Below are 26083 nucleotides of genomic sequence, written 5' to 3' on the forward strand. Positions count from 1 at the left end.
TTCCACATGCTTAACCCCAGCGCCGATGGCGAACGTTTCGAATTGCACAGCGCGGTGGCGATGCCGCGCGCGGCCGGCTTCCTGTGGAACCGGCGCATGATGATGCAGATGAATTGCCGCGGTTATGCCGTGGCGCAGTTCATGCAGCCGGAGCCGGCCAAATACGCGCATGCGCCGAACCTCGAAGCGAAGACATTCATGCAGCCGGAGCAGCCGTACTACGCGCATCATCCGGGGCGCTTCTTCTACATCAAGGACGAAGATTCTGGCGAGGTCTTCTCGGCGCCGTACGAGCCGGTGCGCGCCACGCCGGAAAGCTTCACGTTTTCCGCGGGCAAGGGCGACATCGCGTGGCGTGTCGTCTGCGCGGGCATCGAGGTCGGGATGACGGTATCGCTGCCGGTGAACGACGTGGTGGAGCTGTGGACGCTCACGGTGCGCAACGTGTCCGGCCGCGCGCGCAAGCTGAGCATCTACCCGTACTTTCCGATCGGCTACATGTCGTGGATGAACCAGTCGGCGGAGTACCGCGCCGACCTGGGCGGCGTGGTGGCCAGCAGCGTCGCGCCGTATCAAAAGGTGGCCGATTATTTCAAGCAGAAGGACTTCAAGGACAAGACGTTCTTCCTGCACGAACGCGCGCCCGACGCGTGGGAGGCGAAGCAGGAAACCTTCGAGGGCGAGGGTGGCCTGCATCATCCCAGCGGCGTGCAGCAGGAGACGCTGGACGGCGGCGACGCGCGCTACGAAACCCCGGCGGCGGTGCTGCAGTATCGCCACGGCTTTGCGCCGGACGAATCGCAGCAGTACCGCTTCATTTTCGGACCGGCCTTCGACGACGCGGAAATCCGCGCGTTGCGCGAGAAGTATCTGAGCGAGGCGGGTTTTGCCGATGCCCAGCGCGAGTACGCGGATTACGTGAGCCAGGCGCGTGGCTGCATCCAGATCGACACGCCCGATGCGGCCCTGGACAACTTCGTGAACCACTGGCTGCCGCGCCAGATGTTCTACCACGCCGACGTCAACCGGCTCAGCACCGACCCGCAGACCCGCAACTATCTGCAGGACAACATGGGCATGAGCTACATCCGCCCGGCGGTGACGCGCGGGGCCTTCCTGCATGCGTTGAGCCAGCAGGAGGAAAGCGGCGCCATGCCCGACGGCATCCTGTTGATCGAAGGCGCCGAGCTGAAATACATCAACCAGATCCCGCACACCGACCATTGCGTGTGGCTGCCGGTCTGCCTGCAGGCCTACCTCGATGAAACCGGCGACTACGCGCTGCTGGACGAGCCGGTCACCGGCGTTGACGGCCGCACCCTGAGCGTGTTCGAGCGCATCAGCGCCGCGATGCGCTGGTTGCTGGACGTGCGCGACGAGCGCGGCCTGAGCCTGATCGCCCAGGGCGACTGGTGCGACCCGATGAACATGGTCGGCTACAAGGGCAAGGGCGTTTCCGGCTGGTTGTCGGTGGCCACCAGCTACGCCCTGAAACTGTGGGCCGCCGTGTGCGACATGCGGCAGCAGCCCGAGCTGGCGCAATCGTTCCGCGAAGGTGCGCAGCAGCTCAATGACGCCGTGAACGGCCAGCTGTGGGATGGCGAATGGTTTGCCCGCGGCATCACCGACGACGGCGTGATCTTCGGCACCGCCAAGGATGCCGAGGGCCGCATCTTCCTCAACCCGCAAAGCTGGGCGATCCTGGCCGGCACCGCCGATGAAGCGCAGCGCGGGAAGATGCTGCACGCCATCGAGCAGCAGCTCGAAACGCCGTATGGCGTGATGATGTTCGCCCCCGCGTATACCGCCATGCGCGACGACGTGGGCCGCGTGACCCAGAAATATCCGGGTTCGGCGGAGAACGGCGCGGTCTACAACCACGCGGCGATCTTCTACATCTACAGCCTCTACGACATCACCGAATCCGAGCGCGCCTACCGTCTGCTGCGGCAGATGATCCCCGGCCCGGATGGCGACGACTACCTGCGGCGCGGCCAGTTGCCGGTGTTCATCCCCAACTACTACCGCGGCGCGTATTACCAGTTTCCGCGTACGGCCGGCCGCTCCAGCCAGCTGTTCAACACGGGCACGGTGTCATGGGTCTACCGCTGCCTGGTCGAAGGCCTGTTCGGTTTGCAGGGCCAGGCCGACGGCTTGCGCATCGCGCCGCAGTTGCCCGCGGACTGGCCGTCGGCGCAGGTGGTGCGTACGTTCCGCGGCGCGGAATTCGTGATCGGGATGGCGCGTGAGGCAGGGCGAAAGGAGACGTCCATCGTCGTGGACGGCAAGCCACTGGACGGTGCCGTCATTCGCGCTATCGAGGCCGGCCGGCGGTATCAGGTTTCGGTGCTTCTGCCCGCCTGAGTTTCGCTTGCAGGACGCCTGTGGGAGCGACTTCAGTCGCGATGCTCTGGCTTGGTTTTTTTGGGCCTCAGAGCAGGAGCATCGCGACTGAAGTCGCTCCCACAGTCAGCTGTTGGCATCGGCCTGTTGGTGATGGCCCGCATATTGCAGCGCACCATGGCCCCGGCGGCCGGACCGCATTCTGCGGATCCGGCGGGAGCCCGGGGCAGCTGGAAAAGCGGGAGTCGCAACGATGAAACGAACCAGGCAACTGATCCACCTTGGTGCAGCAGCGCTGGCCCTTTGCACCGCACCGACCCTCATGGCGGCCGAAAGCGCCACCATCGGCAATGTCACCGTCGTCAATGATTACCTGTTCCGCGGCCTCTCGCAGAGCGATCGCGACCCGGCCTTGCAGGCCGGCCTGGAATACGACCATGCCAGCGGCTGGTACGTGGGCGGCTGGGGCAGCAGCATCAGCTGGCTGTCCGATACCTCCGCGCCAGGTGCGAAGGTATCCAGCAGTGTGGAACTGGACGTCTATACCGGCTACCGCACCAAGGTCGGCGACGACTGGACGGTCGACGGCGGCCTCTACGAGTACTACTACCCGGGCAGCTACCCGCACGGCTACACCCGGCCGCACACGCTGGAGGCCTACGCCGCGGTGGGCTGGCGCACGCTGACGCTGAAATATTCGCAGACGCTGGGCAACGCGTTCGGGGTGGCGGACAGCCGCAACAGCAGCTACGTGGATCTTTCCTGGAACTGGGAGTTCACCCCGGGCTGGCTGGTCAACGCCCATGCCGGCCGCCAGCGGATCGCCGGCACGAGCGCCGCCAGCTACAGCGACTGGAAGCTTGGCCTCACCCGCAACTTCGACCACGGCTACGCGGTGGCGCTGGGTTATTACGACACCAACGCGCGGCGGTCGGTCTACACCAACGCGCCGGGCCACTACCTGGGCCGGGCCACGGCCGTGGTCAGCGCCAGCAAGGCGTTCTGAATCGGGGACGCCGCGCCACGTCGACATCGGCGTGGAACGGCGTCGGCAGCAGCACGTGCACCAAGCTGGTGAAATGAGGCACCATGCTGCACCGTTAAGGGACTTTGCCGTCGGCGCCAAGGCGCGCGAAGCCCCACGGCATGCGGTTTTCCCGCTACCGTCCGTTGGCACACCGTTTGCTAAAGCCCATCCGTCCATTCCATTCGAGGTTGCTCCATGACTGCTCAGAAAGTGCTCGACCTGATCCAGGAACACGATGTCGAATTCGTCGACCTCCGTTTTGCCGACATGCTCGGCGTGCATCACCACGTCACGTTCCCGGCGCATCAGATCGATGAGTCCACCTTCGAAGACGGCAAGATGTTCGACGGCTCCTCGATCACGGGCTGGAAGGGCATCAACGAGTCGGACATGATCCTCATGCCCGACCCGGACACCGCACACCTGGACCCGTTCAGCGCGCATGTGCAGCTGATCGTGCATTGCGACGTGCTGGAGCCCAGCACCATGCAGGCCTACGGCCGCGACCCGCGCTCGATCGCCAAGCGCGGCGAGGCGTTCCTGAAATCCACCGGCATCGCCGACACCGCGTTCTTCGGGCCGGAGCCGGAATTCTTCATCTTCGACTCGGTGCGTTTCCAGAACGACCCGGGCCGCGTGTTCTACGAAATCGGCTCCGAGGAAGCGGCCTGGTCCTCGCGCTACAAGTACGACGGCAACAACACCGGCCACCGTCCGGGCGTGAAGGGCGGCTATTTCCCGGTCAGCCCGGTCGATTCGCTGGGCGACCTGCGCGCCGACATGTGCAAGGTGCTGGAGTCGCTGGGCCAGGTGGTCGAAGTGCATCACCACGAAGTGGCGAACGCGGGCCAGTGCGAGATCGGCGTCAAGTTCAACACGCTGGTGAAGAAGGCCGACGAGCTGATCACGATGAAGTACGTGGTCAAGAACGTGGCGCACCAGAACGGCAAGACCGTCACCTTCATGCCCAAGCCGCTGGTCGGCGACAACGGCAGCGGCATGCACGTGCATCAGTCGCTGTCGAAGAACGGCGAAAACCTGTTCGCCGGCGACCTGTACGGCGGCCTGTCGCAGACGGCGCTGTGGTACATCGGCGGCATCTTCAAGCACGCCAAGGCGATCAACGCCTTCTCCAATTCCACCACCAACAGCTACAAGCGCCTGGTGCCGGGTTTCGAGGCGCCGGTGATGCTGGCCTATTCGGCCCGCAACCGTTCGGCCAGCTGCCGCATCCCGTACGTGGCCAGCCCCAAGGGCCGCCGCATCGAGGTGCGTTTCCCCGATCCGATGCAGTCGGGCTACCTGGTGTTCACCGCGCTGATGATGGCCGGCCTGGACGGCATCATCAACAAGATCGACCCGGGCGCACCGGCCGACAAGGATCTGTACGACCTGCCGCCGGAAGAAGAGAAGAACATCCCGCAGGTCTGCTCCAGCCTCGACGCCGCGCTGGAAGCGCTGGACAAGGATCGTGACTTCCTGAAGGCCGGTGGCGTGTTTACCGACGACTTCATCGATGCCTACATCGAAGTGAAGATGAAGGAAGTCACCAAGTACCGCGCCAGCACCCACCCGCTGGAGTTCCAGATGTATTACTCGCTGTAACCGCGCTTACATCCAAAGACAACGGGCGCTGCGGCGCCCGTTGTCTTTTCTGTCGTTTCGTTTTGGGGTCGGACAGGCATGCGTCGGCCGCTGTGCCTCACGGCATTCGACAGGCGCTTTCCAGTGAAGGTCAGAGCGTCGAAGCCATCGATCAATGGGGCGCGCCACCCTCGACGAACTCAAGCAATCCCTGCTCGCCCGCGCGGCCGGCGACGGCCTCCGGTCGGGCTGATACCTCGCAGCCGTTGCGACGATGAGCGGCTACAGTGGCGTTATCCCGATCGTCATGAGCCCGGCCAAGGAGCCGCCGATGCAACAGCTGCCCACCCAGTTCGAAGACCACGCAATCCGTCGTGTCTACGACGAAACCAGCGAAACCTGGTGGTTTTCGGTCGTGGACATCGTGCAGGTGCTGACCCAGCAGCCGGATTACCAGTCAGCGCGCAAGTACTGGAACAAGTTGAAGGAGCGGCTGGGCAAAGAAGGCAGTCAACTGGTGACAAATTGTCACCAGTTGAAACTGACAGCCGGTGACGGCAAACAACGCGTCACTGACGTGGCCACCGCCGAAACCCTGCTGCGCCTGGTGCAATCCGTGCCCAGCCCCAAAGCCGAGCCGATCAAGTTGTGGCTGGCCAAGGTCGGTTACGAGCGCATGCAGGAGCTGGCCGACCCGGCCCTGGCGCTGGATCGCGCCCGCGCAACGTGGCAGAAGCATGGTCGCAGCGAGAAATGGATCAACCAGCGCATGATGGGACAGGAAACCCGCGCCAAACTGACCGACTACTGGGCCAGCCATGAGATCAAAGCCGGCCAGGAGTTTGCCATTCTCACCAACTTGATCCACGAGGAGTGGACCGGTCTTGGCGTGAAGGATCACAAGCAGCTCAAGGGGCTGAAGACACAGAACCTGCGCGACCACATGAGCGAGGCCGAGCTGATCTTTACCGCGCTGGCTGAACTGTCCACCCGGCAGATCGCCGAGACGACGCAAGCCACCGGCCTGCCGGCAAACAAGGTCGCGGCGAAAAGCGGCGGCACCATCGCGAAGCGCGCCCGGTTGGAGCTGGAAAGCCAAACCGGCAAGAAAGTGGTGTCTGGAGAAAATTACCTGCCACCACCACGCCAGAGGCGTTTGAAGAAGCCGGACGAGTAGCGTTGCTTTGTCAGGGCTGCTTTCCTGAACTCGTCGAAGACATGTTTGGGGGCCTGGGTGACGTTGCATGCTGTGCTGCCATGGTGGTCGGCGCAGGGCGCACGTTTGCGTTCGCCGTGCCGGTGTTGCCGCTCGGTGCTTTCTACTGGCGTGCGTCGCTCCGGATGGCTGCGTGTAACACTTTCGCCCGCGTTTCATGCGGTCGGCGTAATCTTGGCGATTGCCGTTGGCCGCATTGCGCGGCGCGGCGATCTTCCACGTCCCCGCAGGAACAACGTCATGGCCAACACAAACGCCGCCTCATCGGGCACCTTCAAGATCGGCGGAAGCACCGCCATCCATCGCCTCGGTTTCGGCGCCATGCGCATCACCGGCAAGGGCATCTGGGGGCCGCCGGCGGACAAGGCCGAATGCCTGCGCACGCTGCGGCGGTTGCCCGAGCTGGGCGTCAATTTCATCGACACCGCCGATTCCTACGGGCCCGATGTGTCCGAAGGGCTGATCCGCGAAGCGCTGCATCCGTATCCCGGCATGCTGGTGGCCACCAAGGCCGGGCTGACTCGCAGCGGGCCGGACGAATGGCAGCCGCTGGGCCGCCCCGAATACCTGCGCCAGCAGGCGCTGAAAAGCCTGCGCTGGCTGGGCGTAGAGCAGATCGGCCTGTGGCAGCTGCACCGCATCGACCACAAGGTGCCGCGCGACGAACAGTTCGGGGCGATCAAGGCGCTGCTGGACGAGGGCATCATCGCCCACGCGGGCCTCAGCGAGGTGTCGGTGGATGACGTGGTCGCGGCGTCCGCCGTGTTTCCGGTGGCCACCGTGCAGAACCGCTACAACCTGGTCGATCGCGGCAGCGAGGATGTGCTCGACCATTGCGAAAAACACGGCATCGGCTTTATCCCCTGGTATCCGCTGGCCGCCGGCAGCCTGGCCGGCCGTGGTGGCTTGCTCGATCGCATCGCGAACGCGCATGGCGCCACGCCGAGCCAGGTCGCGCTGGCGTGGTTGCTGCGGCGCAGCCCGGTGATGCTGCCGATTCCCGGCACCTCGAAGGTCAGCCATCTGGAGCAGAACGTGGCCGCGGCCGGCATCACGCTGTCCGACGCGGAATTCGCGGAGCTGGACGCCGGTGGCAAGGCGGAGTTTTCGTCCGCCAAGCCCGACTGATCAGCGGCGTCGGCGCGAGCGCCGCCAGCGCAGCCAGCGGCGCTCCACCCACAGCAGGGTGCGCAACATCGGGCGGCGCAGAAAGGGCAGGTCCTCGGCCAGCAGCAACAGTCCCAGCGGCAGCATCCACAGGCCCAGCACCGGCAAAACGCTGAATATGCCGCCGGCGATCAACAGCAGGCCCACCGGCACGCGGACCCAGCGCGACGAGGGCACGCGCAGCCAGCGTATCGGTCGTGCAATCCACTCGGGCAGCTGGGTTTCCATGCGGTGGAAATGGCGGTTGAGCCGTGTCTCGTCCTTGTCGATCATGCGGCGCGGCCATCGGCGTTCATCATGCCGGCATTGTATGTCGCGACCTGTGCGGCGGCCGCGTGCGGAGGGGATGGCGGGCGTCGCGGTTCATCCGGCAGAGTCTTGCGAGCGCCGCTATTCCTCCTCATCGACCCCGTTGCCGCGTGCCTGGTAGGAAGGGTCCGCCGCATCGCGCACATGACGTGTCGCCTCGCGCAGCCGTGGCTCCAGTCGCGTGACATCCAGCACCACCTTGCCCGAGTGCACGCCGCGCACCGCCGACAGCGGCAGCTCGAAGTCGCCGGCATTCTCGATGTAGATCACCAGCTCCGGTGGCTCCGGCCGGATTTCCCGCACCGAGCCGATACCTTCGCCCCCGTCCGAGACGAAAACCATGTCGCCCAACTGGATGGATTCGTGCATGTCGGAGGCCCTCTTTCGTGGCGTCGATTCACGCTCGCCGCGTGTCCAGCCACAGTGCCCGCTGCAGGGTGAATGCCCGGTATAAGCGGCGCCAAACCGATGTTCCACGTCGGAATTTTCCCTACGGTGCGGTAAGCCGGAACGCCGTATGCCCTAGGCTATTGCACCAAATGTAAACAACACCCACAATGGTGCAATGAGCGACCGCGACTGGCAGGCGTATGCGGAGCAGATGGCGACGGGGCTGGCCCTGGTCGACGCCGATCTGCGCCTGCAATGGCTCAACCCGGCGCTGGCGGAATGGCTGGAGTGGGGGCCGCGCAGTGCGCTTGGCCAGCCACTGGCCGGCTTGCTGGGCGACGCCTCGCGGCAGGCGCAGCGGAGTCTGGCGCAGCAGCGGCCGGTGCAATTGCGCGGGGTGATGCTGACCGCCGTGAGCGGGAGGCAGACCCGGGTCGACATCACCCTGCAGCCGCTCGATGGTGGTTTGTTGCTGGAGGCGCACGCGCTGGCTGAATCACCGTCCGGCCAGTCGCCGCTGTCGGCCACGCTGCGGGGCTTCGCACACGAAATGAAGAACCCGCTGGCCGGCCTGCGCGGTGCGGCACAACTGCTGCAGCGACGCGTCGCCAGCGAGGACCTGCAGGCGCTGGCCGGCCTGATCATCGATGAAGCCGATCGCCTCGGCGCGCTGGCCAGCCGCCTGCTGCACAACGACGGCGCGCCGACGCTGGCGCCGGTGAACATCCACCAGCCGCTGCAGCGCGTCGCCGACCTGCTGCAGGCCGAGCCGCAGCCGCCGCGGTTGCGACTCGATTACGACCCCAGCCTGCCCGACCTGCACGGCGACGCCGACCGCCTGCAGCAGGCGTTGTTGAACCTGGCCCGCAACGCGCTGGAAGCCGGCGCCGGCACGCTCACCCTGCGCACCCGCGCCGAATACGGCCTGCGCCTGGGCGAGGGCGTGGCGCGGATGGCGCTGCGCGTGGACGTGGCCGACGACGGCCCCGGCGTCCCCGCCGCCTTGCGCGACACCTTGTTCGAACCACTGGTGTCCGGCCGCGTCGACGGCACCGGTCTGGGCCTGGCGCTGTCGCGCGAAATCGCCCACGAGCACGGCGGCGAACTGCGCTACACCAGCCGCGCCGGCGACACCGTGTTCTCGCTGTACCTGCCGTTGGAGTCTGGCCATGACTGACTCCCCGACCTGCCGCACACCGCTCCCTCCCCTGCTTTGCAGGGGAGGGCTGGGGAGGGGTTCGCACTTGATCTCCCTCGCTCAGCCGAGCCACCCCCTCCCAACCTCCCCCTGCGCGCAGGGGGAGGAGCAAAAGCGGAGTGCGCCGGGCCGAAACACTCCGCCTCGCCGCACACCGCTCCCTCCCCTGCTTTGCAGGGGAGGGCTGGGGAGGGGTTCGCTCTTGATCTTCTCCGCCCATCGGAGCCACCCCCTCCCAACCTCCCCCTGCGACCGAAGGAAGTCCCTTTGGGGCGCGCAGGGGGAGGAGCAAAAGACAGCGAGGCACGACCATGACTGAAGAAATCTGGATCGTCGACGACGACCGCGGCGTGCGTTTCGTGCTGGCCGAGGTGTTGCGCGACGCGGGCCTGGCGGTGCGCGAGTTCGGCGAGGTGGGCTCGGTCCGCACGGCGCTGCTCGACGCCAGGCCCGCGCTGCTGCTGACCGACGTGCGCATGCCCGGCGAGGATGGCTTGAGCCTGCTGCGCGAGCTGCAGGAGCGGGGCGTGGGGCCGGTGATCGTGATGAGCGCCTTCACCGACGTGGCCACCGCCGCCGCCGCCTACCGCGCCGGCGCGGTGGATTACCTGGCCAAGCCGTTCGACCTCGACCACGCCGTGGCGGTGGTGCAACGCGCGCTGGCCAGCGCCGCCGCACCGGCCGAACTGATCGTCGAAGCGGTGGCGTCCAACCATGCCCTGCTGGGCGAAAGCGCGCCGATGCGCGAAGTCTTCCGGCTGATCGGGCGCGTGGCCGCCAGCGACCTCAACGTGCTGATCACCGGCGAAACCGGCACCGGCAAGGAGCTGGTGGCGCGCGCGCTGCACGAGGAAAGCGCGCGCCGGCAGAAGCCCTTCGTGGCGCTCAACACCGCCGCCATCCCCAGCGAGCTGCTGGAAAGCGAGCTGTTCGGCCACGAGGCTGGCGCGTTCACCGGCGCGCTGCGCCGCGTGGCCGGCCGCTTCGAACAGGCCGAGGGCGGCACGCTGTTCCTGGACGAAATCGGCGACATGCCGCTGGCGTTGCAGACGCGCCTGTTGCGCGTGCTGGCCGGCGGCGAGTTCTACCGCGTGGGCGGACGCGAGCTGATCCGCGGCAACGTGCGCATTGTGGCGGCCACCCACCAGGACCTGTCCGCGCGCGTGGCCGCCGGCCTGTTCCGCGCCGACCTGATGCACCGGTTGGACGTGGTACGCATCGAGCTGCCCGCACTGCGCAACCGGCGCGGCGACATCCCGCTGCTGGCGCGGCATTTCCTGACAGCGATGGCGCAGGATCTGAAACTGCCGCCGAAGCGGTTCTCCAAGGCCGCGCTGAAACTGATCGCGCAACGGGAGTTTCCCGGCAATGTGCGCGAGCTGGAAAACCTGTGCCGGCGCCTGGCGGTGATCGCCCCCGGCAGCGAGATCCTGCCCACCGACCTGGACGGCATGCGCGGCGCCCCCAGCGGCGGCGACTGGACCGACGCCCTGCGCGACTGGGCCGCCGAAGCCCTGGCCGCCGGCGAAGTCGAAATCCACGCCCGCGCCCGCGAAGCACTCGACCAGACCCTGCTGCAGGCCGCACTGCAAGCCTGCGACGGTCACCGCCAGAACGCGGCGCAAGCGCTGGGCGTGGGCCGCAACACGCTGACCCGCAAGCTGGGGACGTCGCGTGCGCGCAAGTCGTCTTGAGGGCGGCTTCCCCGCAAGCACCGTCCCCTCTCCTGTGTCCTCTCCCCCATGGGGAGAGGAGATCACGGTAGCTTCGGGCTTCTGCGCTCATCGCCCCGGAACCCGACAACGCCGTAAAAACGTCTTACCTCAGCACCGAAAGAAACCGTAATCCCCTCTCCCCTGCGGGGAGAGGGCAGGGAGAGGGGGCACACGCCGCGGGGAAGCTCCAAGCGAAGCCGATTGCGCCGCGGGAAAGCTCAACGAAGCTACCCACGGCGCCGAACAGCTTCGCTTCGCCTTCCCCGCAAGCACCGACCCCTCTCCTGTGTCCTCTCCCCAATGGGGAGAGGAGATTACGGTAGCTTCGGGCTTCTGCGTTCATCGACCCAGAACCCGACAACGCCGTAAAAACGCCCTACCTCAGCATCGAAAGAAACCGTAATCCCCTCTCCCCTGCGGGGAGAGGGCAGGGAGAGGGGGCACACGCCGCGGGGAAGCTCCCAACGAAGCCGACTTCACCGCGGGGGAAGCTCAACGAAGCTGTCCGCGCGGCGGGAAAGCTCAAACGAAGCTGCTGCGCCGCTGAAACCGCCAGCTTCTCCGCAAGCACCGCCCCTCTCCTCGGTCCTCTCCCCAAAGGGGAGAGGAAGCAGAGCGTCGCCACAAACACCGCCCCGCTCCTCAATCCTCTCCGCCAACGTGAAGAGGAGGCGGCGCGCCCAGTGTGACCCGCAACCGATGCGTCCCCCCATCATCTACCAGCACCACGGCTTCACGGGCATTCAGCGTTTGGCCGTCCATTTCCACGGCCTGCACACCGCCGCAGACGCGCCGCGGGTTCTCCACGCTGATCTCGTAACGGCTCACATGCTTCTTGCCGCGATGCCGATAGCTGAGCGTGAAGCCGGGCCAGTTTTTGGGTATGCACGGCGCGATGCGCAGCCGATCGCCGCGCAGCTGAAAGCCCAGCAACGCCTCCAGCCCGGCGCGATACAGCCACGCGGCGGAGCCGGTGTACCAGGTCCAGCCGCCGCGGCCGACGTGCGGAGGCTCCGCGTAGACGTCGGCGCAAACGACGTAGGGTTCGACCTTGCAGCGCTGCACGGCCTCGGCGCTGGCGCTGTGGTGGATCGGGTTGAGCAGGCCGAACAGCGCGCCGGCGCGATCGCCGTCGCCCAGGCCGGCCCAAGCGAAGATCGACCAGATCGCGCCGTGCGTGTACTGGCCGCCGTTTTCGCGCACGCCCGGTGGATAGCCCTTGATGTAGCCGGGGTTCTGCGGGCCGCCGTCGAACGGCGGCGTGAACAGTTTCGCCACCTGATCGGCGTGGTCGACCAACAGGCCATCGACCGACTCCATCGCTTGCGTGGCGCGTTCGCGGTCGATCGTGGCCGGGTCGTCCGCGCCGGCCATTACGCTCCACGATTGCGCGATCGTGTCGATGCGGCATTCGTCGTTCTGCGCCGCACCCAATGGCGCACCGTCGTCGTAATAGCCGCGCCAGTACCACGCGCCGTCCCACGCCTGTGCCAGCGCCTGGCGCAAGGCGTCGGCATGCTCGCGCCAGCGGCGGGCGCGTTCCTGGTCGCCGCGGCGTTCGGCGACCGGTGCCAGCGCCGCGATGGTGGCCAGCAGGAACCAGCCCTGCCAGCTGCTTTCGCCATGCCCGTCGGCGCCCACCGCATTCATGCCGTCGTTCCAGTCGCCGGTGCCGATCAGCGGCAGGCCATGCGCGCCGATGGCGAGGCTGCTGTCGATCGCGCGCGCCGCGTGTTCGTACACGGTCGCCGCCTCGTCGCTGCGCCCGGGCAGGAAGAACGCATCGTTCGCACCGTCCTCGATTGCCGGACCGGTGAGCCATGGCAGCGTTTCTTCGAGCAAGCCCTCGTCACCGCTGACGCGCACGTAGTGCATGGCCACGTAGACCAGCCAGAGGCGATCGTCGCTGATGCGGGTGCGGATGCCCTGGCCCTTCGGTGGCAGCCACCAGTGCTGCACGTCGCCCTCGGCGAACTGGCGGCCCGCGGCGCGCAGCAACTGCTCGCGCGCCACATCGGGGCGGCTCACGCACAACGCCATCACGTCCTGCAATTGATCGCGGAAACCGTATGCGCCGCTGGCCTGGTAATAGGCCGTGCGCGCCCACACGCGGCAGGCCAGCACCTGATACAGCAGCCAGTCGTTGAGCAGGATGTCGAGGGCACGATCGGGCGTGCGCACCTGCACCGCGTCGAGCACGTCGCCCCATTGCGCGGCCACGGCGGCCAGCACGTCGTCGATGTCGATACCGCGGTAGCGCTCGATCAGCGTTTGCGCCTCGGCTTCGGCGCTGGCGTCGCCCAGCAGGAACAGCAGGTCTATCCGGGTGTGCGGCGGCAACTCGATGCGTGTCTGCAGCGCGCCGCAGGGGTCCAGCCCCGCACCCACGCGACCGGACAGCGGCGCGCCGTCGTGCAGCGCGGCGGGGTGTTCGACCGTACCCAGTTCGCCCAGGAATTCGCGCCGGTCGCCGCTGATCGATTGCTGCTGCCCGGCCATGTCGAAAAACGCCACCCGTTCGCCGAAGTCCGGCCGCCACGGGTTGCGCGCCAGCATGGCGCCGGTGGCCTCATCACGCGCGGTGATCACGAATGGTGCAGGCGTGGTGCCGTTGGCGCCCAGCGCCCACTGCACGTAACCGGTCACCGCCAATTGCCGCGTGCGCGCCGAGCGGTTGCACAGGCGCAGCCGCGACAGCTTGACCGGATCGGCCGGCGGCACGCATTGCACGAGCTCGGCTTCGATGCCGTGGACGTCGCTGCGGAAGCGGCTCCAGCCCTTGCCGTGAGTGGCGATGTAGTGGGCGCCGGGCACGCGGATCGGCAATGCCGTGGCGCTCCACAGGTCGCCGGTGGCCTGGTCGCGCAGGTAGATCACGTCGTGCGGCATGTCGCTGACCGGATCGTTCGGCCACGGCGTCAACGGGTTCTGCTGGCTGTTCAGCGACCACGCGTAGCCGCCACCCTCGGCCGACACCAGAAAGCCGAACGCGGGGTTGGCGATCACGTTCACCCACGGCGCCGGGGTGGTGCGGCCGTCATCCAGATCGATGCGATAGGCGCGGCCGTCGTCGACGAAGGCGCCGCTGCCGTTGGCGAATTCCGATCGTTCGGCGCTGTCGGCGGACGGTGGTGCGGCCGGGGTGCTGGCACGGATCGGCGGTGGCGCGACGGCGGCGGCCGGTGCGTCGGGCACGTGCGGTGTCGGTTCGGCGGCGTCCAGCACCAGTCGTGCGACGGTCAGCAAGCCCTGGCGAAGTTCCGCGACGAGGGTGTCGTCATGCAACACGAACAGCTGCGTCTTCGGCCCGCCGTCGTCGGTCGCCAACCGCGCCTGCTGCGCCTCGACCAGTGGAGTCAACGCTTGTTGCAACGCGCTGTCGCCGGAGGCGGTATCGAGCAGCACCACGTCCACCGCCAGTCGCTGGCTGCGCCAGAAGGCCTGCGCCTGCAACAGCTCGCGCACGCGCGCCAGCGTGTCGGTGCCGCGCACGTACAGCAGGGCGATCGGCCGGTCGCCGGAAATGCCGGCGGCCCACAACGTGGGCGGGCCGCCGTGACCAAGGGGCAATTGATCGACGGGCGCGCGTTGTGCGGTGTCGGCCACCAGCAGCGCGCTCAACCAGTGGACGCAGTGGGCCGCGCAGGCGGCGTCGATGCCGTGTCGCGCGCGTTCCGCCTCGGCCTGGCGGGCAGCGCCGGCGAACAAGGTGGCGGCGGCGCCGACGTCGGTCAGCCGCGTTGCCAGCGCCAGTGCGCCCTCGCGGGTGTCGGCCAGCGTGGTCCACAGCAACAGGGTCACGCTGCCGCGCGGCGCCAGGGTGAGCGGCTGGCGTAGCGCGAAAACCGGATCGAGCACGCAACCCACCGTGCCGGACAGCGCGGCGCCGGGCGCCATCGCCAGCGCGTGCGCCAGCGTGCGGCCACGTCCGAGAAAGCGTGCGCGGTCGGTTTCGTAGCCGGCGCCGTCCGCGCGCTGGCCTTCGATCTGCAGCGCCTGCGCTGCCCACGCCGCCGGGGGCGCGGCATCGCGGGCGCGGCGGTGGGCCAGCAACAGGCCATGCGCCGCGTCCCATTCGGTCTGCACGAACATCTTCGAAAACGCCGGGTGCGCATCGTCCGCCGCTGCCGCGCCCAGCACCAGTTCGGCATAGCTGGTGAGCGTGAGCGTGCGTGTGCGATCGCCGTGATTGCTCAGCGTGATGCGGCGCAGTTCGGTGTCCGCGTCCGGTGCCACCGCGACCTCCAGCTCGCTGTGCACGCTGTGGTGGCGGCGGCTGAAGCGGGCGTGGCCGATGCCGAATTCCACCGCGTCGTCGGGCGTGCGGCTGGCGCCGGGTTGTTGCGTCAGCGACCACACCTCGCCGCTGTCCTCGTCGCGCAACAACAGGTAGCTGCCCCATGGGTCGCTGACCGGGTCCTCGCGCCAGCGGGTCACGGCCAGGTCGTGCCAGCGGGTGTAGCCGGAACCGTTCGCGCCCAGCATCACGCTGAGCCTGCCGTTGGACAGCAGGCAGCGCTGGCGTGGGTCGATGGTGCGGGAAGAAGGCGACATCGGGATTCCTGTGATGAACAGGTCCACGATGATGCGCCGGCCACAGCATCGACCGCGTCAACCTGCGTTTCATCGCGGTCGGGGGTACCATGCCGTGCTCATCGGCTGGCGATCCGCCGCCGACCTCCTGCAGCGAGACAGGCCTCTTCCCGATCCATGCGTTCGTCCCCGTCCAGCCCACCGCTCCAGCCCGACCCGTTGTTCCAGCAGCTGCAGAGCAAGGCGTTTGCGTACTTCCAGTACGAAACCAATCCGTTGAACGGCCTGGTATCGGACAAGACCGCACCGGACTGGCCGTGCAGCATCACCGCCACCGGGCTGGCGCTCAGCGCGTATCCGGTGGCGGTCGAGCGCGGGTTGATCGGTCACGCAGAGGCGTTGCAGCGGGTGCTGACCACGTTGCGTTTCTTTCGTGACAGCCCGCAGGGGCCGGAACCTGATGCCACCGGCTACCGCGGTTTCTACTACCACTTCCTGCACATGCAGACGGGTCGGCGCGCCTGGCAATGCGAGCTGTCCACGGTGGACAGCGCCTTCCTGTTCGCCGGCATGCTGACCGCGGCCGCGTATTTCAACGACGACAGCGCCGAGCAGAAGGAAGTACGCGACATCGCGCACGCCTTGTACGAACGCGCCGACTGGCGCTGGGCGCAGGCGGCCGATGGCACCATCGGCCACGGTTGGCATCCGGAAAGCGGCTTCATCCCGCACCGCTGGCAGGGCTACGACGAAGGGCTGCTGCTGTACGTGCTGGCGCTGGGTTCACCCACCCATCCGCTGCCGCCCGGCGCGTACGCGGCGTGGGCCAGCACCTATGAGTGGAAGCACTGCTACGACCTCGATTACCTGTATGCGGGGCCGCTGTTCACCCATCAGCTGTCGCATGCGTGGATCGATTTCCGCGGCATCCAGGACGCGTTCATGCGCGACAAGGGCATCGACTATTTCGAGAACAGTCGCCGCGCCACCCTGGTCCAGCAGCGCTACGCCATCGACAACCCGCTGGGTTTCAAGGGTTATGGCGCCAACTGCTGGGGCATCACTGCCAGCGACGGCCCCGGCCCGGCCACGCTGAAGGTCAACGGCATCGAGCGGCACTTCTACGATTACCAGGGCCGCGGCGCGCCGTTCGGCATCGACGACGGCACGCTGGCGCCATGGGCGGTGGTGGCGTCGCTGCCGTTCGCGCCGGAGGTGGTGCTGCCCGCGGTGCACCACTTCATCCACACGCTGCAGCTGCACGATCAGCATCCCTACGGCTTCAAGGCCAGCTTCAACCAGAGCTATGTCGACAAGCCCTGCATGGCGCTGGAGGGTTGGGTGTCACCGTACTTTTTCGGCCTGAATCTGGGGCCGATCCTGCTGATGGTGGAGAATTACCGCAGTGGCCTGCCGTGGCAGCTGATGCGTGGCTGCCGCTACATCATCGATGGCCTGCACCGCGCCGGTTTCAGCGGCGGCTGGCTGGATACCGATCGGCATACGCGATAATGCCTTCCCGGGTGCTGCCGTGTGGCGCGCCCTTTTTTGTTTTCTGTGACGGAGTAGTGCGATGGAACTTGGCATGGTGGGTTTGGGGCGCATGGGCGCGAATATGGCCGAACGGTTGCTGCGTGGCGGCCACAAGGTCACCGGCTTTGACCCCAACGCCGACGCGCGCAAGGCGCTGGAAGGCAAGGGTGCGGCCAGCGCCGATTCGCTGCAGGCCCTGGTGCAGGCGCTGCCAGCGCCGCGCGTGGTGTGGCTGATGGTGCCCGCTGGCGCGATCACCGATGACACCGTCAACACGCTGCTGTCGCTGCTGTCCCCCGGCGACACCGTGATCGACGGCGGCAACTCCAATTACAACGACACCCTGCGTCGCGCCGCGCTGTACCGCGAGCACAAGCTGAACTACGTCGACTGCGGCACCAGCGGCGGCGTGTGGGGCCTGGCCGAGGGCTACAGCATGATGGTCGGCGGCGACGAAGCGGTGGTGAAACGCCTGCAGCCGATCTTCGAGACACTGGCGCCGGCCAAGGATGCCGGCTGGGGCCGCGTGGGTCCGGTGGGTTCCGGCCACTTCACCAAGATGGTTCACAACGGCATCGAGTACGGGATGATGCAGGCCTACGCCGAAGGCTTCTCCATCCTGGAACACAAGCAGGAATTCGGCCTGGACCTGGCGCAGATCGGCGAGATCTGGCGCGAAGGCAGCGTGGTGCGCTCCTGGCTGCTCGACCTCACCACCGACGCGCTGACCAAGAACCCGAAAATGGAAGGCATCGCGCCCTACGTGGCCGATTCCGGCGAAGGCCGCTGGACGGTGGACGAGGCGATCAAGCTCAACGTGCCCGCGCCGGTGATCACCCTGTCGCTGATCGCCCGCCTGCGCTCGCGCGACACCGAGTCGTTCACCGACAAGCTGCTGGCGTCGATGCGCAACGAGTTCGGCGGGCACGCGATCAAGAAGGAATGAGTGTGTCGCTGTGGGAGCGGCTTCAGCCGCGATGCTCTTGCTTTGGAGCACCAGAGCAGGAGCATCGCGACTGAAGTCGCTCCCACAGGCGGCTTACAGCAGATCCGCTTGTGCCGGCGCGTAGCTCAGCTTTCCATCCACGATGCGCGCGGGCGAGGTGTAGGGATGCTCCACGCTGTGGGTGGCGTCCATGATGTGGATGACCTCGATGCCGCGCAGTTTGAGCACGTCGGAAACCAGCGAACGGTGGCAGCGCCACCACACCGCCTCGGCGCACATCATCGCGGTGCGTCGTTGCGCGGCCAGCGCCAGCAGCGCATGCAGGCCTTCGGCGAATTCGTCGGTGGCGGTGTAGTCGGCGTAGCCCTGGAACGAGGCATTGCGCCATGCCGTATTCGGCGAGCCCGGTTGCACCTTGCGGCGGCCACCGAGCTTGGGCATCCACTGATAGGCAACGCCGCAGGTGGGCAGCGATTCGGCCAGCGCTTCGCTGGCGAAATGGGGATAGCGGCGTGAGCCGGGAAAGCGGCGCACATCCGCGATCGCCTCCACCCGATAGGTGCGCAGCAGGTCGGTGAACTCCTCCAGCGTGCGGGTGGAGTGGCCGATGGTCCAGACAGTGGCGGGCGCAACCGCCATGCTCAGTCGATCTTGTGCAACGCGGCGCCCTTGTGCATCGCCACGTGGTCGGTCTTGTCGCTCTTGATCTCGTACTGCGGGTCGTCCTCGCTGCAGCGGCGCATGTGGCCTTTGTATTCCGTGTCGCGCGTGTGCACCTTGGTGATCGTGCCGCTGACGTGGCCAGCCTCGGAATTCCAGCGCACGTGGTCGCCGACTTTGAATGCGTGGGTCATGGGTGTTCCTCCAACGGATACCACGCATGAAAGCAGGTGCGGTTTGATGCGCCCGTGAATGCGTGCGCAGGGCGCGTCGAAAAGCACAGAAGCCTCTCCTCTCCCCATTGGGGAGAGGACACAGGAGAGGGGCCGGTGCTTGCGGGGAAGGCGAAGCGAAGCTGTTCGGCGTCGTGGGGTAGCTTCGTTGGGACTTCCCCCCGGCGTGTGCCCCCTCTCCCTGCCCTCTCCCCGCAGGGGAGAGGGGATTACGGTGCTTTTGTGGGCTGAGGGTTGGCGGCGGTCTGCTCCTGCTTTACCGATAAACGGGGAAACCCGAAGGCGCCGTGATCTCCTCTCCCCATTGGGGAGAGGACACAGGAGAGGGGGCGGTGCTTGCGGGGAAGGCGAAGCGAAGCTGTTCGGCGTCGTGGGTAGCTTCGTTGGGACTTCCCCGCAGCGTGTCCCCCTCTCCCTGCCCTCTCCCCGCAGGGGAGAGGGGATTACGGCTTCTTTCGGCGTTGAGGCGCGGCGCTCGCAAGCCCACGCCATCCCGCATCACTTCGCCAGCAACGCCTTCGCCCGCTTCACCACGTTGTCCACCGTGAAGCCGAACTCGCGCAGCAGCACGTCCGCCGGGGCGGAGGCACCGAAGTGGTCGATGGCCAGCACGTCGCCGTGGTCGCCCACGTAGCGGTGCCAGCCCTGCGAGCAGCCCAGTTCCACCGCCAACCGTGCGCTTACGCCCGGCGGCAGCACTTCATCGCGATAGCCTTGCGGCTGCGCGTCGAACAATTCCCAGCTGGGCATCGACACGCAGCGCACCGCGATGCCGTCGGCCTGCAGCTTGTCGGCGGCGGCCACGATCAGGCCGACTTCCGAACCGGTGCCGATCAGGATCAGCGCGGGCTTGCCGTCTTTCGCGTCGCTCAACACGTACGCGCCCTTGCGCAGGCCGTCGGCGCTGGCGTAGCGCTGGCGATCCAGCGTGGGTACGTTTTGCCGCGTCAGTGCCAGCAGCACGGGAGCTTCGCGCGTTTCCACGGCCACTCTCCACGCCACCGCGGTTTCGTTGGCGTCGGCGGGGCGGATCACCACGAGGTTGGGGATGGCGCGCAGGCTGGCCAGTTGTTCCACCGGCTGGTGGGTGGGGCCGTCTTCGCCCAGCGCCACGCTGTCGTGGGTGAACACGTGCACCACGTGCAGCTTCATCAGCGCGGCCAGGCGGATCGCCGGGCGCATGTAGTCGGAGAAGATCAGGAACGTGGCGTCGAACGGGATGAAGCCGCCGTGCGCGGCCAGGCCGTTGCTGATCGCGGCCATCGCGTGCTCGCGCACGCCGTAGTGGAAGTTGCGCCCCGCGCGGCTCCAGCCGCCGCCGTCGGAGCCTTCGGTATCCTCGCCCGGCACCTGCGCGGGGTTGAAATCGCCCAGGCCCTTGAGCGCGGTGTGGGTCGACGGGTCGAGGTCGGCGGAGCCGCCGCACAAGGCCGGCACCCTGGCCGCGAAGGCGTTCATGATCTTGCCGCCGGCCACGCGGGTGGCCATGCCCTTGGCGTCGGTGGGGAATACGGGGATGTCCGCGTCCCAGCCCGGCGCCAGCTCCGCGCGCAGGCGGCGATCGAGCTCCTTCGCCTGGTCGGGGAAGGCCTTGGCATAGCCGTCCATACGGCTATTCCATTCCGCCTCGACCTTGGCACCGCGCTCCAGCGCCTGCCGGAAATGCGCCAGCGCCGGTTCGGGCACCAGGAAATCGGGCTCGGTGGGCCAGCCCAGGTTTTGCTTGGTTTTCGCCACGTCCTCGTCGCCCAGTGGCGAACCGTGCGCCTTGTAGCTGTCCTGCTCGGGCGAACCGAAGCCGATATGCGTGCGCACCAGGATCAGCGTGGGCCGTTCGGTATCGGCGCAGGCGGCTTTCAGTGCGGCGTCGATCGCAGCCACGTCGTTGCCGTCGGGCACGGTGAGGGTCTGCCAGCCGTAGGCTTCGAAGCGCCTGGCGCGATCCTCGGAAAACGTCATGTCGGTGCCGGCGGACAGCGTCACGTAGTTGTCGTCGTACAGGCACACCAGCTTGCCCAGCTTCAGGTGGCCGGCCAGCGAGGCGGCCTCGCTGGCCACGCCTTCCATCAGGTCGCCGTCGCTGGCGATGGCCCAGGTGCGGTGGTCGATCACCGTGTGCCCGTCGCGGTTGTAGCTGGCGGCCAGCTGCGCCTCGCCGATGGCCATGCCCACTGCATTGGCCAGGCCCTGGCCCAGCGGGCCGGTGGTCACCTCCACGCCCGGCGTGTGGCCGTATTCGGGATGCCCGGCGGTTTTGCTGCCCCACTGGCGGAAGTGCTTGATGTCATCCAGCGACACGCCGTAGCCGGTGGCGTAAAGCAGGCTGTACAGCAGCGCCGAGCCGTGGCCGGCGGACAGCACGAAGCGGTCGCGGTCAGTCCATTGCGGGTTGGCCGGGTTGTACTTCATGTGCCGCGTCCACAGCACGTAGGCCATCGGCGCGGCGCCCAGCGGCAGTCCGGGGTGACCGCTGTCGGCCTTCTGCACCATGTCCACCGACAGGAAGCGAAGCGTGTCGATGCATTGCTGGTCGAGGTCTTTGGACATGGTTTTCTCCGGAAGAGGTGGGGGGCTGGTGGGAGCGACTTCAGTCGCGATGCTCTTGCTTTGGAGCCCCAGAGAAAGAGCATCGCGACTGAAGTCGCTCCCACATACAGTGGGGTTTCAGGCCAGCGCGGCGTCCACGATGTTCTGCGCCTCCGTCAGCAGCGCCTGCAGATGCGCCTCGTCCTTGAAGCTTTCCGCATAAATCTTGTAGATCGCCTCGGTGCCGGACGGCCGCGCCGCGAACCAGCCGCTGGCGGAAACCACCTTGATGCCGCCGATGGCCGCATCGTTGCCGGGCGCGCGATCCAGCACCTGCTCGATCTTTTCGCCGGCCAGTTGATCGGTCTTCAACTGCTCCGGCGACAGCTTCGACAACTTCGCCTTCTGCGCCGGCGTGGCCGCCGCTTCGACGCGGTTGGCGAACGGCTTGCCCAGCTCGTCGGTGAGCCGCGCATACAGCTCACCTGGGTCCTTGCCTTCGCGCGCGGTGATCTCGGCCGAGAGCAGCGCGGGCACCAGGCCGTCCTTGTCGGTGACCCAGGCCGTGCCGTCGCGGCGCAGCAGCGAGGCGCCCGCGCTTTCCTCGCAGCCGAAACCCAGCGAGCCGTCGAACAGGCCCGGCGCGAACCACTTGAAGCCCACCGGCACTTCATACAGTTTGCGATCGAGGCGCTTGGCCACGCGGTCGATCAGCGCGGTGCTGACCACGGTCTTGCCCACGGCGGCCTGCGCGTTCCACTGCGGCCGGTGACGGAACAGGTAGTCGATCAGCACCGACAGGTAGTGGTTGGGCTCCAATAATCCGCTGGAGCGGGTGACGATGCCGTGGCGGTCGTGGTCGGTGTCGCAGGCGAACGCCACGTCGTAGCGGTCCTTCAGCCCGATCAATCGCTGCATCGCGTATTTCGAGGACGGGTCCATGCGGATCTTGCCGTCCCAGTCCACGCTCATGAAGGCGAACTGCGGATCGACCACGTCGCTGACCACGGTGAGGTCGATGCCGTAGCGTTCGGCGATCGGCGCCCAGTAATGCACGCCCGCGCCGCCCAGCGGATCCACGCCCATGCGGATGCCGGCGCCGCGGATCGTGTCGAAATCGATCACGTTGGCCAGGTCGGCCACGTAATGGTTGAGGAAGTCGTGCTCGTGCGTGGTGGCGGCCTTTTGCGCCTGCGCCAGCGGCATCCGCTTCACCTCGCGCAAGCCGCCTTCCAGCAGCGCATTGGCGCGGTTTTCCACCCACTTGGTGATGTCGGTGTCGGCCGGGCCACCGTTGGTCGGGTTGTACTTGAAGCCGCCGTTGTCGGGCGGATTGTGCGACGGCGTGATCACGATGCCGTCGGCCAGGCCCGAGGTGCGGCCCTTGTTGTAGACCAGGATTGCGTGCGAGACCGCCGGCGTGGGGGTGAACTCGCCGCCGGTGGACACCATCGTCTCCACGCCATTGGCGGCCAGCACCTCCAGCGCGTTTTCCAGCGCCGGCTGCGACAGCGCGTGGGTATCGGCGCCGATGAACAGCGGGCCGTCGATACCTTTGGCCTTGCGGTATTCGCAGATCGCCTGGCTGATCGCCAGGATGTGCCACGCATTGAAGCTGTGATCGAACGAGCTGCCGCGATGGCCGGAGGTGCCGAACGCCACGCGCTGGGCCGGCACAGACGGATCGGGTTGCAGGTCCACGTAGGCGGCCAGCAGCTTCGGCACGTCGACGAGTATCGACGCGGGTGCCGGCTTGCCGGCGAGTGGGCTGATCTGCTGGCTCATGGGTCCTCGAAAAATGTTCGTGGAAACGCTCGAATTTGCCACCGGCGAAGCGACGATTGTGTGAGCAGCTGTTGTGGGAGCGACTTCAGTCGCGATGCTCTTGCTTTGAAGCTCCAGAGCAGAAGCATCGCGACTGAAGTCGCTCCCACAGTCGCTTCCGCAAACTTTACGGCTTGCCGTCGCGCAGCTGGCGGTAACGCCGGATCAACGCGTTGGTGGAGCTGTCGTGCGAGAGCTGCGGCAGCTCGGCCGCGGTGAGTTCGGCGATGGTGGCCTTGGCCAGCTGCTTGCCCAGTTCCACGCCCCACTGGTCGAACGAGTCGATATTCCAGATCACGCCCTGCACGAACACGCTGTGCTCGTACAGCGCGATCAGCGACCCCAGCGCGTACGGCGTCAGCTCGGCGGCCAGCAAGGTGCTGCTGGGCCGGTTGCCGTCGAAGGTGCGGTGCGGCACCAGCGCCTCGGCGGTGCCTTCGGCGCGCACTTCGTCGGCGCTCTTGCCGAACGCCAGCGCCTCGCCCTGGGCGATCAGGTTGGCGATCAGCAGATCATGCTGGTCGCCCACCGGGTTGCGTGTCTGGCCGAAACCGATGAAGTCGCACGGCACGATGCGCGTGCCCTGGTGGATCAGCTGGTAGAACGAGTGCTGGCCGTTGGTGCCCGGTTCGCCCCAGTAGATCGGACCGGTGGCGTAATCCACCGCCTGGCCGTCGATGGTGACGCTCTTGCCGTTGCTCTCCATCGTCAGCTGCTGCAGGTAGGCGGGGAAGCGCTTCAGGTACTGCTCGTACGGCAGCACCGCCACGGTGGCCGCGTCCAGGAAGTTGGTGTTCCAGATGCCCAGCAGCGCCATCGTCACCGGCAGGTTGCGTTCGAACGGCGTGTCGCGGAAATGCACGTCCATCGCGTGGAAACCGGCCAGCATGTCGCGGAAGTGCTGCGGGCCGATCGCCAGCATGGTGGACAGGCCGATCGCCGATTCCATCGAGTAGCGACCGCCCACCCAGTCCCAGAAGCCGAACATGTTGGCGGTGTCGATGCCGAACTTCGCCACTTCGTCGGCGTTGGTGGAGACCGCCACGAAGTGCTTGGCCACCGCGCTGTCATCGCCCAGCGCCTGCACGGCCCACTGCCGCGCGGCCTGCGCATTGCTCAGCGTTTCCAGTGTGGTGAAGGTTTTCGAGCAGACGATGAACAGCGTCTCGGCCGCGTCCAGATCGCGCACGGCCTCGGCGAAATCGGTGCCGTCCACGTTGGAGACGAAGCGGAACACCATCTCGCGCTGGCTGTAGTCGCGCAACGCCTCGTACGCCATTACCGGCCCCAGATCCGAGCCGCCGATGCCGATGCTGACCACATTGCGAATGCGCTTGCCGGTATGGCCGCGCCAGCTGCCGTCGCGCACCTGGTCGCTGAACGCGGCCATGCGGTCGAGCACCGCGTGCACGTCGGCCACCACGTCGTGGCCGTCGAACAGGATCTTCTCGCCGACCGGGGCGCGCAGGGCCACGTGCAGCACGGCGCGGTCTTCGGTGGTGTTGATGCGCTCGCCGGCGAACATCGCGGCGGTGCGCTGGCGCACGCCGCGGTCTTCGGCCAGCTGGCGCAGCAGGTCCATGGTGTCGGCGTTGACGCGCTGCTTGGCGTAGTCGAGGTACAGGCCCACATCCTCGATCACCAGCCGTTCGCCGCGCTGCGGATCGGCGGCGAACAGCTCGCGCAGGTGGCGTGAGCCGACCTGCGCCGCGTGCTGTTTCAGCGCCAGCCAGGCAGGACTGCGGGTGAGGTCAGCGCTCATGCCTTGGCGGCGCCGAGGCTGCCCACCTTGTCCGACAGGCGCTGCAGCAACTGGTGCCACGACTTCACGAAGGCCTGCGCGCCATCCTGCTGCAGCTTCAGCGCCAAGGCTTCGATGTCCACGCCAGCCTTGGTGATCTGCGCCAGGGTGGCGTCAGCGTCACCGCCGTCGGTGGGCATCACGCCATGCAACTGGCCGTGGTCGGCCAGGGCCAGCAGGGTTTTCTCCGGCATGGTGTCGATGGTGTCGGGTGCTGCCAGGGCGCTGATGTACAGCGTGTCGGAGGCGCTCGGGTCCTTGGTGCCGGTGCTGGCCAGCAGCAGGCGCTGCGGCTGGGCGCCGGCGGCGGCCAGTTTCTGCCAGCGCGGCGAGGCCAGCAGTTCGCGGTAGGCGCGATAGGTCTGCTGGCACACGGCGATGCCCAGCTTGTTGTGCAGTTCCGGCGGCAGCTGCTTGTTGCTGGCCACGTCCCAGCGGCTGACGAAGACCGACGCCACCGAGCCCACCTTCGGGTCCAGTCCGGCGGCGATGCGGCGCTCGATGCCGCGCATGTACGCCTCGGCCACGGCCAGGTACTGCTGGCAGGAAAACAGCAGGGTCACGTTGATCGGGATACCGGCGAAAATCGCCTCCTCGATCGCCGGCACGCCCTCGGGGGTGCCGGGGATCTTCACGAACAGGTTGGGGCAGTTGCCCTGGTCGTGGATCAGCCGGGCGGCCTCCAGCGAGCCGGCGGTGTCGGCGGCCAGCAGCGGGGAAACCTCCATCGACACCCAGCCGTCGACCTGCTTGGTGGCGTCGAAAACGGGCTTGAACAGCTTGGCGGCGCGGCGCAGGTCTTCCAGCGCCAGCTCGGTGAACAGCGCTTCGCCGGACAGGCCGGCCTGGGACTTGGCCTTGATGCCGTCGTCGTAGGCGTCGCCCTCGGCCATCGCCGCTTCGAAGATGCTGGGGTTGGAGGTGAGGCCGGTTACCGAGAAATCGGCGATGTAGCGGGCCAGCGTGCCGTCGTCCAGCATCGTGCGGGTGATGTTGTCCAGCCACAGACTCTGGCCGAGTTCATGCAATTGTTGTGTCGCTTTCATGCGGACTCCATGGTGCCTTGTTGCGGATTGAT

At 67.1% G+C, this 26083-nt stretch carries 18 protein-coding genes; 9 read left to right on the forward strand and 9 right to left on the reverse strand.

Annotated features, from left to right (window positions below):
• Positions 1–6: 6 nt before the first annotated feature.
• The 5 genes from UU9_RS09045 to UU9_RS09065 all read left to right on the forward strand — a co-directional run bounded on the left by UU9_RS09045 (position 7) and on the right by UU9_RS09065 (position 7298).
• On the forward strand, positions 7–2364 hold the full coding sequence (locus UU9_RS09045) for a GH36-type glycosyl hydrolase domain-containing protein (protein ID WP_007081442.1): 2358 nt from the start codon (positions 7–9) through the stop codon (positions 2362–2364).
• Positions 2365–2596: 232 nt separating this feature from the next.
• Positions 2597–3349: a TorF family putative porin gene (locus UU9_RS09050; protein WP_007081443.1), complete on the forward strand. Its 753-nt coding sequence runs from the start codon at positions 2597–2599 to the stop codon at positions 3347–3349.
• Positions 3350–3565: 216 nt separating this feature from the next.
• A complete protein-coding gene (glnA, locus tag UU9_RS09055) occupies positions 3566–4975 on the forward strand; it encodes a type I glutamate--ammonia ligase (RefSeq protein WP_007081444.1) in 1410 nt (469 codons plus the stop codon).
• Between the two features lie 310 nt (positions 4976–5285).
• Positions 5286–6131, forward strand: a complete 846-nt coding sequence (locus tag UU9_RS09060; RefSeq protein ID WP_040670681.1) for a BRO-N domain-containing protein — start codon at positions 5286–5288, stop codon at positions 6129–6131.
• 279 nt (positions 6132–6410) lie between these two features.
• Positions 6411–7298, forward strand: a complete 888-nt coding sequence (locus UU9_RS09065; protein WP_007081446.1) for an aldo/keto reductase — start codon at positions 6411–6413, stop codon at positions 7296–7298.
• Here the strand turns inward: UU9_RS09065 and UU9_RS09070 are convergent, their stop codons facing one another.
• Positions 7299–7610, reverse strand: a complete 312-nt coding sequence (locus UU9_RS09070) for a hypothetical protein (RefSeq protein WP_007081447.1) — start codon at positions 7608–7610, stop codon at positions 7299–7301.
• A 117-nt stretch (positions 7611–7727) separates the two neighbouring features.
• Positions 7728–8015, reverse strand: a complete 288-nt coding sequence (locus UU9_RS09075; RefSeq protein WP_007081448.1) for a hypothetical protein — start codon at positions 8013–8015, stop codon at positions 7728–7730.
• Positions 8016–8211: 196 nt separating this feature from the next.
• Here UU9_RS09075 and UU9_RS09080 point away from each other — a divergent pair, with 196 nt between their 5' ends.
• Both UU9_RS09080 and ntrC read left to right on the forward strand, forming a co-directional pair.
• Positions 8212–9213: a two-component system sensor histidine kinase NtrB gene (locus UU9_RS09080; protein ID WP_007081449.1), complete on the forward strand. Its 1002-nt coding sequence runs from the start codon at positions 8212–8214 to the stop codon at positions 9211–9213.
• A gap of 332 nt (positions 9214–9545) precedes the next feature.
• The gene (gene ntrC, locus UU9_RS09085) at positions 9546–10928 is read left to right on the forward strand and encodes a nitrogen regulation protein NR(I) (protein WP_007081450.1); all 1383 of its coding nucleotides are present in this window, start codon (positions 9546–9548) and stop codon (positions 10926–10928) included.
• Between the two features lie 663 nt (positions 10929–11591).
• Here ntrC and UU9_RS09090 read toward each other — a convergent pair.
• Entirely contained in the window at positions 11592–15503 is a 3912-nt protein-coding gene (locus UU9_RS09090) for a GH36-type glycosyl hydrolase domain-containing protein (RefSeq protein WP_007081451.1), read from the reverse strand.
• Positions 15504–15659: 156 nt separating this feature from the next.
• Between UU9_RS09090 and UU9_RS09095 the strand changes: the two genes are divergently transcribed.
• Together UU9_RS09095 and gnd are read left to right on the forward strand one after the other, a co-directional pair.
• The gene (locus tag UU9_RS09095; protein ID WP_007081452.1) at positions 15660–16994 is read left to right on the forward strand and encodes a glucoamylase family protein; all 1335 of its coding nucleotides are present in this window, start codon (positions 15660–15662) and stop codon (positions 16992–16994) included.
• A 61-nt stretch (positions 16995–17055) separates the two neighbouring features.
• Positions 17056–17961 (forward strand): phosphogluconate dehydrogenase (NAD(+)-dependent, decarboxylating), encoded by a 906-nt coding sequence (gnd, locus tag UU9_RS09100; protein WP_007081453.1) that lies wholly within the window; start codon positions 17056–17058, stop codon positions 17959–17961.
• 93 nt (positions 17962–18054) lie between these two features.
• On the opposite strand, the gene UU9_RS09105 is transcribed toward gnd, so the two are convergent.
• The 6 genes from UU9_RS09105 to tal form a co-directional block, all read right to left on the reverse strand.
• Positions 18055–18600: a DUF488 domain-containing protein gene (locus UU9_RS09105; protein WP_007081454.1), complete on the reverse strand. Its 546-nt coding sequence runs from the start codon at positions 18598–18600 to the stop codon at positions 18055–18057.
• Between the two features lie 2 nt (positions 18601–18602).
• Positions 18603–18815 carry a hypervirulence associated TUDOR domain-containing protein gene (locus UU9_RS09110; RefSeq protein WP_007081455.1) on the reverse strand — a complete coding sequence of 71 codons (213 nt, stop codon included), beginning with the start codon at positions 18813–18815 and terminating at the stop codon, positions 18603–18605.
• A gap of 537 nt (positions 18816–19352) precedes the next feature.
• Positions 19353–21401 carry a transketolase gene (tkt, locus tag UU9_RS09115; protein WP_007081456.1) on the reverse strand — a complete coding sequence of 683 codons (2049 nt, stop codon included), beginning with the start codon at positions 21399–21401 and terminating at the stop codon, positions 19353–19355.
• Between the two features lie 117 nt (positions 21402–21518).
• Complete coding sequence (pgm, locus tag UU9_RS09120; protein ID WP_007081457.1) at positions 21519–23165, reverse strand: phosphoglucomutase (alpha-D-glucose-1,6-bisphosphate-dependent); 1647 nt, start codon at positions 23163–23165, stop codon at positions 21519–21521.
• Between the two features lie 166 nt (positions 23166–23331).
• Positions 23332–24966 carry a glucose-6-phosphate isomerase gene (gene pgi / locus UU9_RS09125; RefSeq protein ID WP_007081458.1) on the reverse strand — a complete coding sequence of 545 codons (1635 nt, stop codon included), beginning with the start codon at positions 24964–24966 and terminating at the stop codon, positions 23332–23334.
• On the reverse strand, positions 24963–26051 hold the full coding sequence (tal, locus tag UU9_RS09130; RefSeq protein ID WP_007081459.1) for a transaldolase: 1089 nt from the start codon (positions 26049–26051) through the stop codon (positions 24963–24965). Before tal ends, pgi begins: the two co-directional genes overlap by 4 nt.
• Between the last annotated feature and the right edge of the window lie 32 nt (positions 26052–26083).

Source organism: Rhodanobacter fulvus Jip2 (assembly GCF_000264315.1).
GTDB lineage: Bacteria > Pseudomonadota > Gammaproteobacteria > Xanthomonadales > Rhodanobacteraceae > Rhodanobacter > Rhodanobacter fulvus.

What these genes read in the sequence shown, in the direction of transcription:
- UU9_RS09090 (WP_007081451.1), bottom strand. Translation starts at nt 15,503, where the DNA reads ATGTCGCCTTCTTCCCGCACCATCGACCCACGCCAGCGCTGCCTGCTG.
- ntrC (WP_007081450.1), top strand. Translation starts at nt 9,546, where the DNA reads ATGACTGAAGAAATCTGGATCGTCGACGACGACCGCGGCGTGCGTTTC.
- UU9_RS09050 (WP_007081443.1), top strand. Translation starts at nt 2,597, where the DNA reads ATGAAACGAACCAGGCAACTGATCCACCTTGGTGCAGCAGCGCTGGCC.
- glnA (WP_007081444.1), top strand. Translation starts at nt 3,566, where the DNA reads ATGACTGCTCAGAAAGTGCTCGACCTGATCCAGGAACACGATGTCGAA.
- UU9_RS09045 (WP_007081442.1), top strand. Translation starts at nt 7, where the DNA reads ATGCTTAACCCCAGCGCCGATGGCGAACGTTTCGAATTGCACAGCGCG.
- tkt (WP_007081456.1), bottom strand. Translation starts at nt 21,401, where the DNA reads ATGTCCAAAGACCTCGACCAGCAATGCATCGACACGCTTCGCTTCCTG.
- UU9_RS09065 (WP_007081446.1), top strand. Translation starts at nt 6,411, where the DNA reads ATGGCCAACACAAACGCCGCCTCATCGGGCACCTTCAAGATCGGCGGA.
- gnd (WP_007081453.1), top strand. Translation starts at nt 17,056, where the DNA reads ATGGAACTTGGCATGGTGGGTTTGGGGCGCATGGGCGCGAATATGGCC.
- UU9_RS09070 (WP_007081447.1), bottom strand. Translation starts at nt 7,610, where the DNA reads ATGATCGACAAGGACGAGACACGGCTCAACCGCCATTTCCACCGCATG.
- UU9_RS09060 (WP_040670681.1), top strand. Translation starts at nt 5,286, where the DNA reads ATGCAACAGCTGCCCACCCAGTTCGAAGACCACGCAATCCGTCGTGTC.
- pgm (WP_007081457.1), bottom strand. Translation starts at nt 23,165, where the DNA reads ATGAGCCAGCAGATCAGCCCACTCGCCGGCAAGCCGGCACCCGCGTCG.
- UU9_RS09105 (WP_007081454.1), bottom strand. Translation starts at nt 18,600, where the DNA reads ATGGCGGTTGCGCCCGCCACTGTCTGGACCATCGGCCACTCCACCCGC.
- UU9_RS09075 (WP_007081448.1), bottom strand. Translation starts at nt 8,015, where the DNA reads ATGCACGAATCCATCCAGTTGGGCGACATGGTTTTCGTCTCGGACGGG.
- tal (WP_007081459.1), bottom strand. Translation starts at nt 26,051, where the DNA reads ATGAAAGCGACACAACAATTGCATGAACTCGGCCAGAGTCTGTGGCTG.
- UU9_RS09080 (WP_007081449.1), top strand. Translation starts at nt 8,212, where the DNA reads ATGAGCGACCGCGACTGGCAGGCGTATGCGGAGCAGATGGCGACGGGG.
- UU9_RS09095 (WP_007081452.1), top strand. Translation starts at nt 15,660, where the DNA reads ATGCGTTCGTCCCCGTCCAGCCCACCGCTCCAGCCCGACCCGTTGTTC.
- pgi (WP_007081458.1), bottom strand. Translation starts at nt 24,966, where the DNA reads ATGAGCGCTGACCTCACCCGCAGTCCTGCCTGGCTGGCGCTGAAACAG.
- UU9_RS09110 (WP_007081455.1), bottom strand. Translation starts at nt 18,815, where the DNA reads ATGACCCACGCATTCAAAGTCGGCGACCACGTGCGCTGGAATTCCGAG.